Genomic DNA, 15,405 nt, shown 5'->3' with positions numbered 1-15,405 from the left:
GTATAATACATGAGGCTGGTTCTCCTTTGAGACCGCCAAACTGGGATTCTATTGCATTGTTCCAGGCACGGTGGGATAAGGCGCGCCCGTCGTCGGCTGCAATCACGCACTATTCGATGGGTGGGACTCTGGCGGTTTCAGGCGGGACCGGCCCGGCGGCGCCGGGCTTGGATCGCGGCCAGGCTTCCGGGGCGAAAATCCCAGCTGTCGACACCGACATCGTGCTGGCGCGTCAGCGGTTTCAGACGGCCGTGCGAATGACCGTGCAAGTTTATCGATCGCTTGCCGATCTGGTTCCAGGTCCGAAACGGATAGTGGCAAAGCATCAGCAGGTTGCCGTCAAAGGAAAGCTCCTTGTAGTGGTCGACGCTGGCCCAAGCCGAAGCGCCGAGCGTGGCAGCGCCATCATTGTTGTCGATGATCAGGTGCTTGGAGCCGTTGAGGCGAGACAGCAGCGACGCCACGGTCTGGGTTGACCCCTTGGCGAAATCGCCGAGGCGCCAGACGTCGTCGTTGTGACCCACGGTCCGTTCCAAAGGTCGATGAGGGCCTCGTCATGCTGCGCCAGCGAAGCGAAGGGACGCCGGCCAAGCCGAGAATGCGCGGATCGTTGAAATGGGCGTCGGAGGTGAAGAAGATCATGCGCCGCCATCGCTTGCGACGCGCGATCGATGATCGCTTCTACCGGTCGCCTGAGCGCCGTTTCGCGTCATCGTCGATCCTGTCATGGGCTTGCCTGAGCATCTTGAGTGCCTCTTCCTTGGTGAGGCCGCACTCGCGGGCAAAGTAGATCGCTTGGATGGTTCTTTCACGATCCGCCCGAGATTCCGTGTTCTGCTTGGCCTTCTTGCCTATCGATCCTATCGCCTGATCCTATCGCCTGATCCTATCGACTGGATGCCATCGATTCCTGGCGACCATGCGAAGAGCCCGCGCCGTGGGAGGGGCCGGCGCGGGCGATCGGGTCACCGATCATGCAGCTCGCCCGCAGCCAGTCCGATTCATGGTTCGGCCCCTGGATACGTGTCGGCAAGATCGTCGACTATGCCGATGTTCCCATCACAACGAGCGGAACATCCGGATTATGAATGGGGTATCGAAGGGGCCCAGCTGGTCGAGTTGCCGGACGGCCGCGTGCTGCTCAACGCGACATGCTTCCTGCCGGAGGGTCGGCGCGGCAACCGCCTCGCGTGTTCTTCGCCATCGCCAATGATGTGAACGGGCCCTACGGCCCGGTGCTGGATCCGGGCGAAAACGGCGAGAACGGCCACTCGACCGTGATGATCAACGGCCAGCAACTCACTCTGTTCTACCAGAGCCGGGTGGCCGAGACCAACCACCTCTGGCGCTACGCGACCTGTCGCAGGTCGCATAGCGCCAGGTTTCGCCGAGTTCGTCAGCTCGCAACAATCGTTTCAGGCTGCGCCGGTCTCCTGGCTACGCTGCGAGCGGGCGAAATCACGGGCCGCGGCAGTGCCTCTGGGAAAGCCGCTGCGATCGCCATAGTCGCGCGGCCTGGTCCCGCTGCGAGCGTGGCGCGCGGTCACGCCCTTGGCACCGATTATGTCGAGCAATGTGATGCCGGCGACCATGGCAAGCGCGAGGCCCACATTGTCGCGCTTGGGATTGTCATGCCGATACGCTGTCAGCAATGTCGCGATGTCCAGGCCGTCGCCGGCGACCCGGCTCCACAGCCCGGCCTGCTTGTCCACTGAAAGCGAGAGTATGCCGCTGCTAATTTCCCGCGCCCCATAAGCACGGATCAGATCCTCCTTGCCGCTCATGCCGAGCGCGCCGGCAATCCGCTCGGCGCCGACCAGTTCGGCGACACCCAGCGCGATGCTGAACCAGCCGAGCTTGCGGGCAAGTTTGTCGGGGGCGCCGACCACGTTCGGCCCAGCCTCCAGCACTTTGGGATCGCCGGGCGATCGGGTGATATTGGTAAGCTTCGCAACAACGTTCATGACGGTTTCCTACGGTTTCAATACGACCTTGATGCAGCTGTCCTGCTTGTCGCGGAACACCTTGTACATTTCGGGTCCCTGCTCGAGCCCCACGGTATGGGTGATGACGAAGGACGGGTCGATCTGGCCATCTTCGATGAGGCGCAACAGATCCTCGGTCCAACGGTTGACATGGGTCTGCCCCATGCGGAAGGTGAGCCCCTTGTTCATTGCCTGTCCCAGCGGAATCTTGTCGACCAGCCCGCTGTAGACGCCCGGGATCGAGATCACGCCGGCCGGCCGGCAGACATAGATCATCTCACGCAAAACGTGCGGTCGATCATTTTCCATCAGCATCAACTGTTTTGCGCGATCGTAGACAGTATCAGGCTGGGCCAGCGAGACGTGGCTTTCCATGCCGACGCAATCGATGCACTTCTCCGGACCCTTGCCGCCGGTGAGTTCCTGCAGCCGTTCGACGACACTTTCCTGGGCGAAATTGATGGGGATGGCACCACCGGCCGCGGCCATGGATAGCCGTTCCGGCAGGCAATCGATCGCCACCACCTGTTTCGCGCCGAGCAGCAGGGCGCTGCGTATCGCCATCTGCCCAACTGGGCCGCAGCCCCAAACCGCAACTGTATCGGTGGGCTCTATGTCGCACTGTGCCGCCGCTTGCCATCCGGTGGGAAAGATATCGCCGAGAAAAAGAACCTGCTCATCGGTAAGGCTGTCAGGCACCTTCACGTGCGTGGCGTCGGCGAACGGCACCCGCATGTACTCCGCCTGTCCGCCGGGATAGCCGCCGGTCAGATGAGTGTAGCCGAACAGACCCGCGGTGGTGTGCCCGAACACCTTGTCACCGAGATCCTTCTTGCGGTTCGTGCGTTCGCAAACCGAAAAGTTCTGTCGCCTGCACTGGTCGCACTCACCGCAGATGATGGTGAACGGTACGACGATGCGGTCTCCCTTCTTCAGAGCGCCGTCGACGCCCTTGCCGACCTCGACGACCTCTCCCATCATCTCGTGGCCCATGATGTCGCCGGGCAGCATGGCTGGTACAAAATTGTGGTAGAGATGAAGGTCGGAGCCGCAGATGGCGCAGCTTGTCACCCTGATGATCGCGTCACGTTCATCCTCAATTTCTGGATCCGAAACCTGATCGCAACGTATGTCTTCCTTGCCGTGCCAGACCAACGCTCGCATAGCTGGCTCCTCTGTTCGCAAGATCTGTGGGTGGGGACCTCGCGCACTTCCAAAGCGGGCCGATGCTTGTTCGGATCGACTGAGACCGCTGCCTGTCCAACCGCAAGGACGAACCGATGTTCCGGTGCGTCGAGGGAATCTTTTTGGAGCCATTCCAGACCGGGCGCCGTGCAAGGATGTCGAAGCAAGCGGAGGAGTCCTTGAAGATTCGAGCGGAACCGCGACTGCTTTATGGGTGTGGTGAACGACTCTGGAACGCTTGCAAGCGCCCGTTGCGCCATTACTCAAATTTCGTCGTGCTTCGCTTCTAGTCCTGGGTAAGAGGCCCCCCATCCGACAGCGCCCGCAACTGCTCTGCAGCCGCTAGCAAGGCGGCGCGATCTCTTCCGGTCGCCTTGATCAGCTCGCGAACCTGTTCCGCCGTGACGCCGGCTTGCCGGGCGAATTCTTCGACTTCATCTTCCGACAATTTAGAGCGCCTGCCGAGCAGTTCATCCTTGCCTGTGTCATCTTGCATCTTCACTGCTCCTAACCTCGAGCAACGCGCGATCGGCTCTCTTGTTGCAAGTTTCAGGCAAAAGGGGATGTCAGGGGGGCGGGAGAGACGATCGGAACTGTCAGGCCAGCTTCGTCGTTTGCAGGCATGGAACAGCTGAAGAAGGATCTTGCCGTTTTCGCGCATCCAGGCTTCCTGATCGCGGTTGCGCTACTGGTCCTGCTTTATTCCGCGGGGGTGATAGCCCTCATCAGGACCTGCAGCTGTCTCTGACGTTGCCCGCGAAGGCCAGCCCAGCCCGAACTATCAGCGCATCGCCCATGCTCCGGCGGTCAAGAAGCACCAGCTTCTTGGAATATTTTCAGGGTACATGGAACATCCTTGGCCACTGGTGTTTAGGCCGCAATGACAATCATCTCTGTGCTTACGATGATCTACTGTTTCGCGATCTTTATCAGAGCGAAGGGACATAACCAGTTGGTGAACGCGAAACTCGATACATCAGGCGCAACACACATGGCGCAGAACTGGAACAACGTGACCAGTGAGCCGCAAAAGCGCCGTTTCTCTCTGACAGCCAGTGTCGTCGCGACCACCATTTCAGATTGCGCGGCAAGAGGCTCGGCAGGAAAGCAAGGGCAGACGCTTCCCGGCCGGGGGGAGCATGGCCGAGCCGATTTGATCGATAAGGGTGAAGCACTGTGGTGGTGTGGTGCGCCGTGCTTGGCTCGAATCGCGGACGCGCGTCCATCGCCCGCACCGGGCGCGCTCCATGCGCACACGACCCAGCTGCGCAACGGGCTCGAAGGACCTAGCCATGGACGATGACCCTATCGATTCGCTCGCCAACGCAATTCGTCATCGCAGCGCAATTTTGTTTGTAGGGGCGGGGGTGTCGATCAGCGTCGGACTTCCCTCTTGGGAGAAGCTGATAGAAAGAATGGCAAAGGAGCTCGGTGTTGACGATGAGTTTTCCACGCGCCGCGATCGTTTTCAGACTTTGGCAGAATACTATCGGATCAAGCATGGCAGCATCGGACCACTTCGCAGTTGGATGGACAGAAATTGGTCTGTCCCCAAGGAGAGGATCGAGAAATCGGAATTGCACCGTCTCATCGTGACGCTCGATTTTCCGGTCATCTACACGACGAACTATGACAGAAACCTGGAACTCGCTTTTGAAATTTACGCTCAAGAGTACGTGAAGGTGGCCAACGCACGCGACGTTGCCCAGGCCCGCCGAGGCGTCACGCACATCGTAAAGTTTCACGGCGACTTCGACGAGGACTCTTCCCTTGTCCTCACCGAGACGGACTATCTTGACCGCCTGTCCTTCAATTCTCCCCTCGACGTGCGCTTTCGCTCGGATGCGCTCGGCAGCACGATCCTTTTCATTGGCTATAGCCTTTCCGATCCAAACATTCGGTTGCTGTTGCACCGGCTTTGGCAGACCTGGCATCGCTCTGGATACGAGAAGGATCGTCCCCCTTCGTTCATCTTCATGCCCAGCCGCAACCCTGTGGAGGAGGCCGTGCTTGGGCGTTGGGGTATTTCCGTGCTCGTTGGCGAAGGTGATGATCCTGAAGCAGGTCTGGTGGACTTCCTCAGACGGTTGGTGGAAGCGGTGGGCGATGATGCAAGGCGTGGATCGTCGGTCGCCAAACGCACTTCGCCCTAGGGGAACAATGGCCTGGACGAGAAGTTGGGAGGCTCCCGAGGAGTGCCCGCATGGCAGAGAATTCCGTCCGAAATTTCAACATCAATTTTGGCCCCCAGCATCCTGCCGCACATGGCGTGCTTCGTCTGGTTCTTGAGCTCGACGGGGAAGTCGTCGACCGCGTCGACCCCCATATAGGCCTGCTGCATCGCGGCACGGAGAAATTGATCGAAACCAAGACTTACCTTCAGGCCCTGCCTTACTTCGATCGCCTCGACTACGTGGCACCGATGTGTCAGGAGCATGCCTGGTGTCTCGCAATCGAAAAACTGCTCGGCCTGCCCGTACCGCGACGCGGGCAGTTGATCAGGGTTCTCTATAGTGAAATCTCGCGGATACTGTCTCATCTGCTGAATGTGACAACTCAGGCCATGGACGTTGGCGCGCTGACGCCACCACTATGGGGCTTCGTCGAACGCGAAAAGCTGATGGTCTTCTACGAACGGGCGAGTGGATCGCGGATGCATGCCGCATATTTCCGGCCAGGCGGCGTGCACCAGGATCTTCCGCCAGACTTGATCGCGGATATCGGAAACTGGATCGACCCGTTCCTCAAGACTGTGGATGATCTTGACAGGTTGCTGACCGACAACCGCATCTTCAAGTTGCGCAATGTCGACATCGGGCGGATCTCGCAGGATGAAGCCTGGGGCTGGGGCTTCTCCGGCGTCATGGTGCGTGGATCGGGTGCGGCATGGGATTTGCGCAAGTCCCAGCCATACGAGTGCTATGCAGAGATGGACTTCGACATCCCGGTAGGAAAGAACGGCGATTGCTACGATCGGTATCTCGTTCGCATGGAGGAGATGCGCCAGTCGGCCAGGATCATCCGCCAATGCCTCGACCTGTTGACGCGGGAGGGACCTGGGCCCGTTTCCAATCCTGACGGGAAGGTCGTCCCTCCCAAGCGTGCAGCCATGAAGCGGTCGATGGAAGCCTTGATCCATCACTTCAAACTGTACACCGAGGGTTTTCGGGTGCCAGCTGGCGAGGTTTACGCTGCTGTTGAAGCACCGAAAGGCGAATTTGGCGTCTATCTCGTGGCCGATGGCACAAACAAGCCGTACCGATGCAAGCTTCGACCTCCAAGCTTCGCCCACCTCCAGGCAATGGACCAGCTTTGCCGCGGCCATTTGCTCGCCGACGTCACGGCCATCCTTGGATCATTGGACATCGTCCTGGGCGATGTGGACCGGTAGCTTGGCCGGTTTGCAGCAGCGCGCATCGTCCGCGACCGCGGAGGGGGCGTCCGGCAGGGTATAGGTCGCCGAGCCGGGCGGCATCCCATCGATCGTGGCGCCTGTAAGGAGGCGCCAAAGAGCCCTTGCGGCCTCCTGGTCTTGCCGGTCCCTTTGGGCGACCGGCGCACATCAATTTAGAATCGAGACTTGCACCTTCAAGAGAAAAATAGGAAAAATTTCAGCGGCAATCTAGGCGAAAAGCGCCCATGCTACCTCCCGCCGGCGGGGTCACTCGCCGACGGGTCCATGGTGGAAGAACTACTTACGCCGCGCTTAGATCCGATCGACGAATGGTGCGAACGCGGCCACTGCCGCGCTGTCACCGCGATCAGCACCGGCAAGCTCGTGGGATTGATCCAATTGTTGCAACGCATCCATGATCGCGTCGAAGCTGACCGGTTCACCCGCCCCTGGCGGCATGCGAAGCGTTGGCACGGATTCTACCGCGCAGGCATGGCAGGAGCCCTGATGCTTTTCAGTGGCGGCTTTGCTCCGGCCCTAGCGCAGGAAATCCCAAACGACTTCAGCGCAATCGTCCGTGAGAAGCTTCCTGCAGTTGTCACAATCACCACCAGGCAGATCACTCAGGACCAGACGACATCCAACGAGTTTCTCGACCGCTTCGATAGCCGCGGGCCGGGGGTGCTCTCAGCGCAGCTCGGATCCCGGTCTTCGTTCTGGCGGCACCTCCAAGCCATGCTGATCAAGTCGCGGCGTAATCGGGGCGATCGCCAATCAGGCGGGACGTCTTGCGATCTGGCTGTCACGATGGCGAATTCACACATTGCACTGCGTGCGGGGTTACCGGCCTGAGCGTCACAGGAATTTGGGTTCGCCATGGAACAGGGATGATGTTCGCATGTTCGGAGTTTGAGAGCTTCAACAAGAAGGCGGACTACCATGGAACTTTCGAACAACCATCGGCCTTTCGCGGAAAAGGGTCTGATTGCGGACCTGCACGCGACCGCGCTGAAGATCTCCCAAATGACCTCTCGATGCATGGCGGAGGGAGAGCTGTCCGAGGACGCTCTTTGCGTCGTCAGTAAACTGGGGCAGCGCGCGAACTACGCGATCGAAGCCATTCGAGAAGCGCATCAAAGAGATTGATGCACCGGCACAAAGGCCCAGACATCGAGGCGAGCCGCGCCACACAGGGCTGCGCGGACCGTGCAGGCGCCAGTTTGTTCTTTAGCGTCACCCAGGGATGCCCAGGGCAGGTAATTATGACTGATGATCGCAGGGCAAAAGGAAATGCGGGCGGAGGCCGACCCCGCCCCGGAGACACGGCCGGGGCTTTCGCGAGGGAGTTTGGCCTGCCTGTCACCAAGCGAGCGAACTCCTTGAAATCTACGACGATAATCAGGAAGCGCTTGAGCGCGAGGCGAAAGCTCTTTGGGCTGGCAAACGGATCTTTCGGGAAACCAAGCTCTGATCAGCGAGCAACCGAGACATGCTGCAGGAACCGAAGCCGCGGACTGGTTCTCGAAAACTGCGCTGGTTGCTGTCGCGGTGATATGTGCATTGATCCTGTTGGCATTTGGGTTCGGGCTGCAACTGTCTGGACCTGACGGACATGCCCTCATCGTGCCGGGTTCTGGAAATCATCCCCAGTAATTGCACCCACGGCATCTTCGCCCAGCCTTATCTCCCGGAGGGACCAGGGGCGGCCAGATATTCGCGCATCGGCTGCGAGATGTTCGCGGATGCGACCCGGGTGCCAGTGCTTGCGCGTGAGACCTATAGAAACAGGTCGTGGAACATCCCCGTCTTCGCTTGGTTGGGCGGAGTGGCCAACAGGAGACGATGAACATGACCTCTGATGTGGATACCCACGACTTGGAAGAGAAGCTGCCCAGGCAGCAGCAGGAGATGCCGGGCCGGACGGACGCGACGTCTCCGCGGCCCGATCACGGGGAGCACAGTTACGAAGGGAGTGGCAAGCTCGAAGGGAAAACGGCGATCATCACTGGTGGCGACTCCGGCATCGGTCGCGCAGTGGCCATCGCTTTTGCCAGGGAGGGTGCGGACATCGTCTTGTCGTACCTGAATGAACACGATGACGCGCGCGAGACGGCGGACTGGGTGGAGAAAGCGGGGAGGCGTGCAGTTCTGGTCGCCGGCGACGTCGGGAGCGAGAGCCACTGCGTCGACATAGTCGAGACGGCTATGCGTCAGCTGGGCCAAGTCGACATCCTGGTCAACAACGCTGCCCACCAGGCCACGCTTGACGATATTGCGGACCTCTCCGCGGAAGAGCTGGATCAAACGTTCAGGACGAACATCTACAGCCAGTTCTTTCTGTCGAAAGCGGCATTGCGGCACATGGGCAACGGCGCCAGCATCATCAACACGACATCGATCCAGGCAGCCGATCCGTCGCCACAACTCCTGGCCTACGCCGCCACCAAGGGGGCCATCGTGAACCTGACAAAGGGCCTATCCAAAATGGTCGCCAAACGCGGCGTCCGGGTCAACGCCGTTGCCCCCGGTCCCGTCTGGACGCCGTTGATCCCTTCAACGATGCCGCCAGAGAAAGTCGCGGAGTTTGGTCGCAACACACCCATCGGACGCCCCGCCCATCCGGCCGAGTTGGCGGCCACCTATGTTCTGCTTGCCTCGGCAGACGCAAGCTACATCACGGGAGCCGTCATTGCGGTCACCGGTGGCCGGCTCATGTAGTCGGTGCAGCCCCCGCTAGCCCTGCCACCACGATCCTGAGCCAGGGGGGCGCCCTACAGTGTCTGCAGGGGCGTCTTCCGCCAAAGATGGTGGCGGCGCCGACTTTCGCTTTGAGATTTCTTCAGCCAGGAGCGCCCAGGCCCGGCTGAGGAGAACGTCCGAAGCAGCTTCTTCACCCGGTCGCATCTCGACCGTGATCACAACTTCAGCCATTTGGGCTGGCCCAGGTTCTACTCGTACACGCGATTGCTCGCTATCTGCCGGGTGGTCGACGTTGCTCATGTCGGTCATTGACGTAGCGCCCAGCTTCTAAACAACGCGCCGGGATCGGGCTCCGCTTCCAATTTGAAGTCCGACAGATGAGCTACGGCTTGGCAGGTGGCCAGTTGCCTTGCCGCGCCCTGAGCGATCGAAATTGCTTCGCGCTCAGTGGCGTTCTCACCAACCGGGGTCGTAACCGACACGCGTACTGAATCTATGTCAAAAACGAGCGTCGCTTTTCGCTGTCTCACGGTGCGTTTTTCCCTTCTTCCGGCGTCTCTTTGCGCCTGCCGCTTTCGAACTAGGCAATGCCTGAAATGTTCCGTGATTGCGGATGACGCAGCGGCAGTCCTGCGCGCATGGAACATTCAAGCCGGTGCCAAGTTCGGCAGGTCCCGAAACCTGCTCGAGAAGAGACCAAGATGACTCTTGCACCTGCTGGGCGCCGTTGCTCGCGATCTACCTCCGCCAAGCGTCTCGCGCAGGTCTCGCAGTTGCCATCCGGTGGCAAGGTTTGCCTGCCGGTGACTGCTCGATGCTAAACGTGGACGTCGACAAGCTCCGTTCCGAACAGGACACGGCGCCCAACCGATTGAGGGCGTTGGCGCAGAACCGCATCGCCATCGAGGGCATTTCTGCCGAAATCGACGGAGGACGCTTTGCAGCCAAGGCGATTGCGGGAACGCCCTTCCTTGTCGAGGCCGATATATTCGGCGACGGCCATGACGTCATCGACGCTGCCGTCCAGTGGCGCAAACGCGATGGTGATGACTGGTCGGAAGCCCCCTTGAGCTTCATAGAAAACGACCGGTGGCGGGGGCTCGTCACTTTTGGCGAGATCGGACCCTGGCAGATTTCGCTTGTTGCGTGGCGTGATCTCTTTTCCACATGGCGCAGGGATACCAAGAAGAAGATTGCCGCTGGTCAGCAAGTTTCCCTGGAGTTGGAGGAAGGCCGTCAACTCGTGGAGGCAGCGCAACGCGCGGCCAAGGCGCACCATCCGGGTCTGGCCGAGCTTTGCGTTCAGCTCGCTAAAGCAACCCGCGACAGCGAACTCGCCGAGATTCTGCTGTCGCGCCAGGCTGGGCAGCGGATGAAGGAGGCAGGGCCAAGAACCAACCTTAGCCGCTCGCATCATGTGATCGATGTCTGGACCGACAGGCCGGCGGCGGCGTTCAGCGCCTGGTATGAATTGATGCCGCGCTCGCAGACCCGCGACCCCTTGCGCCACGGTAAGCTGGCCGACGTGATCGAACGCCTGCCTTATGTCCGCGATCTGGGCTTCGACGTCCTCTACTTTCCGCCGATCCACCCGATCGGCCTGACCAACAGGAAAGGTCCCAACAACGCGTTGGCGGCGGGCCCGTCCGACCCCGGCAGTCCCTATGCCATCGGTTCGAAGGAGGGCGGACACGACGCCATTCACCCGGAGCTCGGAACGCTTGCCGACTTTGACCGCCTGGTCGGGGTCGCAAACGAGCTGGGACTGGAGATTGCCCTGGATTTTGCGATCCAATGCTCACCCGATCACCCCTGGATTAAGCAGCATCCGGAATGGTTCGACTGGCGACCCGACGGCAGCCTGAAATTCGCCGAGAACCCTCCCAAGAAATACGAGGACATCGTCAACGTTCATTTCTACCGGGATGCGATACCTGGTCTCTGGTATCAATTGCGCGATGTCGTGCTGTTCTGGATCAGCCATGGCGTCAGGATCTTTCGGGTCGACAACCCGCACACAAAACCATTTCCGTTCTGGGAGTGGTTGATCGGCGAGGTTCGCGCAATCGAGCCCGCCACGATCTTTCTGGCCGAGGCGTTCACCAGGCCCAAGGTGATGATGCGCCTGGCCAAGCTCGGCTTCAGTCAATCCTACTCTTACTTCACCTGGCGCAACACCAAACGCGAGCTGGAGGACTATCTGAGCGAACTCATAGCTGGCGACGCTCGCAATGTGATGAGGCCGAACTTCTTTGCCAACACACCCGATATCAATCCCCTTTATCTTCAGCAAAGTGGCAGGCCAGGATTTCGCACCCGCCTCGTGCTGGCAGCGACGCTGGCTGGAAACTATGGCATCTATAACGGCTTCGAGATTTGCGAGGCCGCTGCTGTTCCAGGCAAGGAAGAATATCTCGACTCGGAGAAATACCAGATCCGCGTCTGGGACATGGAGCAACCAGGAAACATCCGAGATGACATCATCCTTATCAACCGGTTGCGCCGTGAGCATCCAGCCCTACGCTCGTTTGAATCCTTGCGGTTCTACAATGCCTGGAACGACAAGATTCTTTACTACGGGAAGAGCGACCCCGCAGCCAACAGTTTTCTGCTGTTCCATGTCAACCTGGACCCTCACGAGCCGCAAGAAGCCGACTTTGAAGTGCCGCTTTGGGAGTTCGGCTTGCCGGACGAAGCCTCGATAGAGGTGGAAGACCTGCTGCACGGGAACCATTTCACCTGGCACGGCAAGCGGCACCGGATCCGGCTCGAACCGAACGAGCGGCCTTATGCGATCTGGCGGCTTTATCCGCCAGGGGTGCCGCGGCCATGATACGCTCCCCCCACCACCCGGGCGCCACGGTCGACCGCTCCCAGCCTGACTGGTACAAGGACGCCGTCATTTATCAAGTCCATGTCAAGGCGTTCCAGGACTCCGACAATGACGGCGTCGGCGATTTCGCCGGCCTTATGCAGCGTCTGGACCACATACAAGAACTTGGTGCGACGGCAATCTGGCTGCTGCCGTTCTACCCGTCCCCGCTGCTCGATGACGGTTACGATATCGCCGACTTCAAAACGGTCAATCCCAGCTACGGGACGATGTCGCAGTTCCGCACCTTCGTTGCCGAGGCGCATCGGCGAGGTCTGCGGGTCATCACCGAACTGGTCATCAACCATACGTCCGATCAGCATCCGTGGTTCCAGCGGGCGAGGCACTCCAAACCGGGTTCGGCGGCGCGTGATTTCTACGTCTGGAGCGACACGGACACGAAGTTCCCCGAAACCCGCATCATCTTTCTGGACACCGAGAAGTCGAATTGGACATGGGATCCCGTAGCTGGAGCCTTCTATTGGCACCGCTTCTACTCTCATCAGCCGGATCTGAACTTCGACAATCCGCGCGTGTTGCGCGAAGTTCTCAAAACCATGCACTTCTGGCTGGAGATGGGCGTGGACGGCCTGCGCCTGGACGCCATTCCTTATCTGGTCGAGCGCGAGGGCACCAACAATGAGAACCTGCCGGAGACCCATGAGGTCCTGAAGAAAATCCGCGCCGAACTCGATGCCCACTATCCCGACCGCATGCTGCTGGCCGAAGCCAACCAGTGGCCCGAGGACACGCGCCCGTATTTCGGCGAGGGCGACGAGTGTCACATGGCCTTCAACTTCCCTCTCATGCCACGCATGTACATGGCGGTTGCGCAAGAGGATCGCCATCCCATCACCGACATCGTCCGGCAAACGCCTGATATACCCGCGAACTGCCAGTGGGGCATCTTCCTGCGCAACCATGATGAGTTGACGTTGGAGATGGTCACCGACAGCGAGCGGGATTATCTGTGGCGAACTTATGCCGAGGACGGAAGGGCTCGTATCAACCTCGGTATACGCCGGCGCCTTGCGCCCTTGATGCAGAACGACCGGCGCAAGATCGAGCTGATGAATTCATTGCTTCTATCGATGCCCGGCACCCCCATCATCTATTATGGGGATGAGATCGGAATGGGTGACAACTACTATCTTGGCGACCGCGACGGCGTTCGAACGCCCATGCAGTGGTCCTCCGACCGCAATGCCGGTTTTTCCCGGGCCAATCCGCAGCAGCTTTATCTTCCCGTAGTCATGGATCCCACCTACGGCTATCAGTCCATAAACGTTGAAACCCAGAGCCGGGACAAGTCTTCGCTTCTCAATTGGATGCGCAGGATGGTCGAGGTGCGCAAACAGCACACCGCCTTCGGCCGCGGGTCAATGACGCTTCTCTATCCTCGAAACCGCAAGATCGTTGCCTATGTGCGAGAGCATGCAGGCGAGAGAATCCTCTGTGCGGCCAATCTCTCGCAAGCGGCGCAAGCGGTCGAACTGGACCTGTCGCCCTGGAAGGGGACCGTTCCCATCGAGATGAAGGGGCTGGCGGCGTTTCCCCCGGTGGGCGAGCTTCCTTACCTGCTCACATTGGCGGGCTATGGCTTCTTTTGGTTTCGCCTTTCCGAAGAGAGCACCGCTCCTAAATGGCATCTGGAGGTTCCCGATGTCATGCCGGAACTTACAACGCTGACCACCCGCACCGGTCGTGTGGATTCAGCCGTGGCAGGACGCGATGCCCGCCAATTTGACGGGAAGGTCCTGCCCGAATTCCTTGGGCTGCAGCGCTGGTTCGGAGCCAAAGACAGACAGGTGCAACGCATCACGCTGCAGCCGCTGGCTACATTCGAGGATGGCCAGCATTTGCTGAGCACCATAGACGTGGAATTCGATCACGGCCCCCAGCAGCGGTATCTTCTGCCATTGAGCGCGCGCTGGGGCGAGGACAACCTGGCATTCGGCGCACCAAAACTCTCTTACACGATTGCCAAGCTGCGCCGCGGCCCCAAGGTTGGCGCCTTGATAGATGGCGCCTTCGATGAGGGCCTCGCGACATGCCTGCTCGACATGCTGCGCGCCCAGAAAACGGTCGAGGCTGCCGACGGCGACTTCGCCTTCATGCCGGGCGAGATGATGGAGGGTCTGGCGCCGGTCGGCCAGCCGCATTGGCTTGGCGTGGAACAAAGCAATGTCTCGGTGGCCTTCGGCGACACGGTCATCCTCAAGGTCTACCGCCGGCTGAGAGCAGGGGTCCAGCCCGATGTCGAGGTTGCACGATTCCTTACAGAAGTAGCCCATTTTGAAAACACCCCTGCCTATCTCGGGCGCATCGAGCATCGATCTGCAGCCGGGGAGGCTACCACGATCGCGGCCGCCTTTGCCTTCGTCCGCAATCAAGGCGACGCCTGGGATGCTGTTACCACGGGGCTACGGCGAGATGCCGGGGACCGGGCATTGGCCGATCATGATGCAGATGTGCAGGGCGCCATGTCGTCATTTCCGTTGCCGTTGCCCCTGGGAGAAGTTCTTGGGCAGCGCACGGCGGAACTTCACAGGGCGCTTGCGGCTGAAACGGACGATCCAGCTTTCAAGATCGAGCCGGTAACCGCCGCTGACCTGGAGGGCTGGGTTGCCGATACCGGCAAAGAGGTTGAGGCTATGATGGGCCATTTGAGTGCCAGCCTGGACTCGCTCGCCGACGAGCCCGCCGAGATAGCAAGAGCCGCCCTGGATATGGGCGAGCGACTTCACCAGCATCTGAGGACGGTGTCGCGCATGCGCCCTTCTGGTTTCCGCTCCCGCATCCATGGGGACCTTCATTTGGGGCAGGTGTTGATCGTTCAAAATGACGTCTTCATCATTGACTTCGAAGGGGAGCCGCGGCGGTCGCTTGACGAAAGGCGCGGCAAGTTTTCACCATTGCGAGACGTGGCAGGGATGCTGCGGTCGCTCGACTACGCCGCTGCAGCGGCAAGCCGCGACGGTGAGGGGATCCAGGCAGGGCCGAGCGACGCGATCATTGCCCGGGCACGGCAATGGCGCGATGCTACTCAGGCCGATTTCCTCGGTGCCTATTTCCGCCACATCGCTGGCTGTCCGACGGTGCCAGATGACCGCGCGGAAGCTGACGCGCTCCTCCGCCTGTTCCTGATCCAGAAGGCTGCTTACGAGGTCGACTACGAACTGGCAAACCGTCCGGCATGGGTCGGGATCGCGCTGCACGGGCTTCTGGAACTCATCGGCCAGGAGCCGTGATCTTGCCATTCGCCACCT

The 15,405-nt window shown here is 60.1% G+C and carries 11 protein-coding genes and 1 pseudogene; 8 read left to right on the top strand and 4 right to left on the bottom strand.

Annotation, left to right across the window (positions count from 1 at the left end):
* Positions 1 to 137: 137 nt before the first annotated feature.
* From FJ977_RS34875 to FJ977_RS34850, 4 genes and pseudogenes are all read right to left on the bottom strand, one after another.
* Positions 138 to 642 (bottom strand): annotated as a pseudogene (locus tag FJ977_RS34875) (metallophosphoesterase).
* A gap of 773 nt (positions 643 to 1,415) precedes the next feature.
* Positions 1,416 to 1,964 (bottom strand): hypothetical protein, encoded by a 549-nt coding sequence (locus tag FJ977_RS34860; RefSeq protein ID WP_140777204.1) that lies wholly within the window; start codon positions 1,962 to 1,964, stop codon positions 1,416 to 1,418.
* Positions 1,965 to 1,973: 9 nt separating this feature from the next.
* A complete protein-coding gene (locus FJ977_RS34855) occupies positions 1,974 to 3,149 on the bottom strand; it encodes a zinc-dependent alcohol dehydrogenase (protein WP_140777202.1) in 1,176 nt (391 codons plus the stop codon).
* Positions 3,150 to 3,456: 307 nt separating this feature from the next.
* The gene (locus FJ977_RS34850) at positions 3,457 to 3,831 is read right to left on the bottom strand and encodes a DUF3606 domain-containing protein (protein WP_140777200.1); all 375 of its coding nucleotides are present in this window, start codon (positions 3,829 to 3,831) and stop codon (positions 3,457 to 3,459) included.
* A gap of 219 nt (positions 3,832 to 4,050) precedes the next feature.
* Between FJ977_RS34850 and FJ977_RS36080 the strand changes: the two genes are divergently transcribed.
* The 8 genes from FJ977_RS36080 (at position 4,051) to treS (ending at position 15,387) form a co-directional block, all read left to right on the top strand.
* Entirely contained in the window at positions 4,051 to 4,473 is a 423-nt protein-coding gene (locus tag FJ977_RS36080) for a hypothetical protein (protein WP_181180167.1), read from the top strand.
* Positions 4,463 to 5,323 (top strand): SIR2 family protein, encoded by an 861-nt coding sequence (locus FJ977_RS34845; protein WP_140777198.1) that lies wholly within the window; start codon positions 4,463 to 4,465, stop codon positions 5,321 to 5,323. Before FJ977_RS36080 ends, FJ977_RS34845 begins: the two co-directional genes overlap by 11 nt.
* Positions 5,324 to 5,373: 50 nt before the next feature.
* Positions 5,374 to 6,561, top strand: a complete 1,188-nt coding sequence (locus tag FJ977_RS34840) for an NADH-quinone oxidoreductase subunit D (RefSeq protein ID WP_140777196.1) — start codon at positions 5,374 to 5,376, stop codon at positions 6,559 to 6,561.
* Positions 6,562 to 6,849: 288 nt separating this feature from the next.
* Positions 6,850 to 7,416 carry a hypothetical protein gene (locus FJ977_RS36850; protein WP_348643262.1) on the top strand — a complete coding sequence of 189 codons (567 nt, stop codon included), beginning with the start codon at positions 6,850 to 6,852 and terminating at the stop codon, positions 7,414 to 7,416.
* An 87-nt stretch (positions 7,417 to 7,503) separates the two neighbouring features.
* A complete protein-coding gene (locus FJ977_RS34825) occupies positions 7,504 to 7,710 on the top strand; it encodes a hypothetical protein (protein WP_140777193.1) in 207 nt (68 codons plus the stop codon).
* Between the two features lie 702 nt (positions 7,711 to 8,412).
* Positions 8,413 to 9,282 (top strand): SDR family oxidoreductase, encoded by an 870-nt coding sequence (locus tag FJ977_RS34820; RefSeq protein ID WP_140777191.1) that lies wholly within the window; start codon positions 8,413 to 8,415, stop codon positions 9,280 to 9,282.
* Between the two features lie 805 nt (positions 9,283 to 10,087).
* Positions 10,088 to 12,097: an alpha-1,4-glucan--maltose-1-phosphate maltosyltransferase gene (locus FJ977_RS34815; RefSeq protein WP_246683427.1), complete on the top strand. Its 2,010-nt coding sequence runs from the start codon at positions 10,088 to 10,090 to the stop codon at positions 12,095 to 12,097.
* The gene (treS, locus tag FJ977_RS34810; protein WP_140777187.1) at positions 12,094 to 15,387 is read left to right on the top strand and encodes a maltose alpha-D-glucosyltransferase; all 3,294 of its coding nucleotides are present in this window, start codon (positions 12,094 to 12,096) and stop codon (positions 15,385 to 15,387) included. The genes FJ977_RS34815 and treS overlap by 4 nt, the downstream gene beginning before the upstream one ends.
* The last annotated feature ends 18 nt before the right edge of the window (positions 15,388 to 15,405 follow it).

The sequence above is a fragment of the Mesorhizobium sp. B2-1-3A genome (assembly GCF_006442655.1).
In the GTDB taxonomy this organism is placed as follows: Bacteria; Pseudomonadota; Alphaproteobacteria; order Rhizobiales; family Rhizobiaceae; genus Mesorhizobium.
This window is presented reverse-complemented; position numbering and strand designations above follow the sequence as displayed.

Coding starts and splice junctions, on each gene's coding strand:
- FJ977_RS36080 (WP_181180167.1), top strand. CDS start 4,051: ATGACAATCATCTCTGTGCTTACGATGATCTACTGTTTCGCGATCTTT.
- FJ977_RS34850 (WP_140777200.1), bottom strand. CDS start 3,831: ATGCGCGAAAACGGCAAGATCCTTCTTCAGCTGTTCCATGCCTGCAAA.
- FJ977_RS34825 (WP_140777193.1), top strand. CDS start 7,504: ATGGAACTTTCGAACAACCATCGGCCTTTCGCGGAAAAGGGTCTGATT.
- FJ977_RS34845 (WP_140777198.1), top strand. CDS start 4,463: ATGGACGATGACCCTATCGATTCGCTCGCCAACGCAATTCGTCATCGC.
- FJ977_RS34820 (WP_140777191.1), top strand. CDS start 8,413: ATGACCTCTGATGTGGATACCCACGACTTGGAAGAGAAGCTGCCCAGG.
- FJ977_RS36850 (WP_348643262.1), top strand. CDS start 6,850: ATGGTGGAAGAACTACTTACGCCGCGCTTAGATCCGATCGACGAATGG.
- treS (WP_140777187.1), top strand. CDS start 12,094: ATGATACGCTCCCCCCACCACCCGGGCGCCACGGTCGACCGCTCCCAG.
- FJ977_RS34860 (WP_140777204.1), bottom strand. CDS start 1,964: ATGAACGTTGTTGCGAAGCTTACCAATATCACCCGATCGCCCGGCGAT.
- FJ977_RS34840 (WP_140777196.1), top strand. CDS start 5,374: ATGGCAGAGAATTCCGTCCGAAATTTCAACATCAATTTTGGCCCCCAG.
- FJ977_RS34855 (WP_140777202.1), bottom strand. CDS start 3,149: ATGCGAGCGTTGGTCTGGCACGGCAAGGAAGACATACGTTGCGATCAG.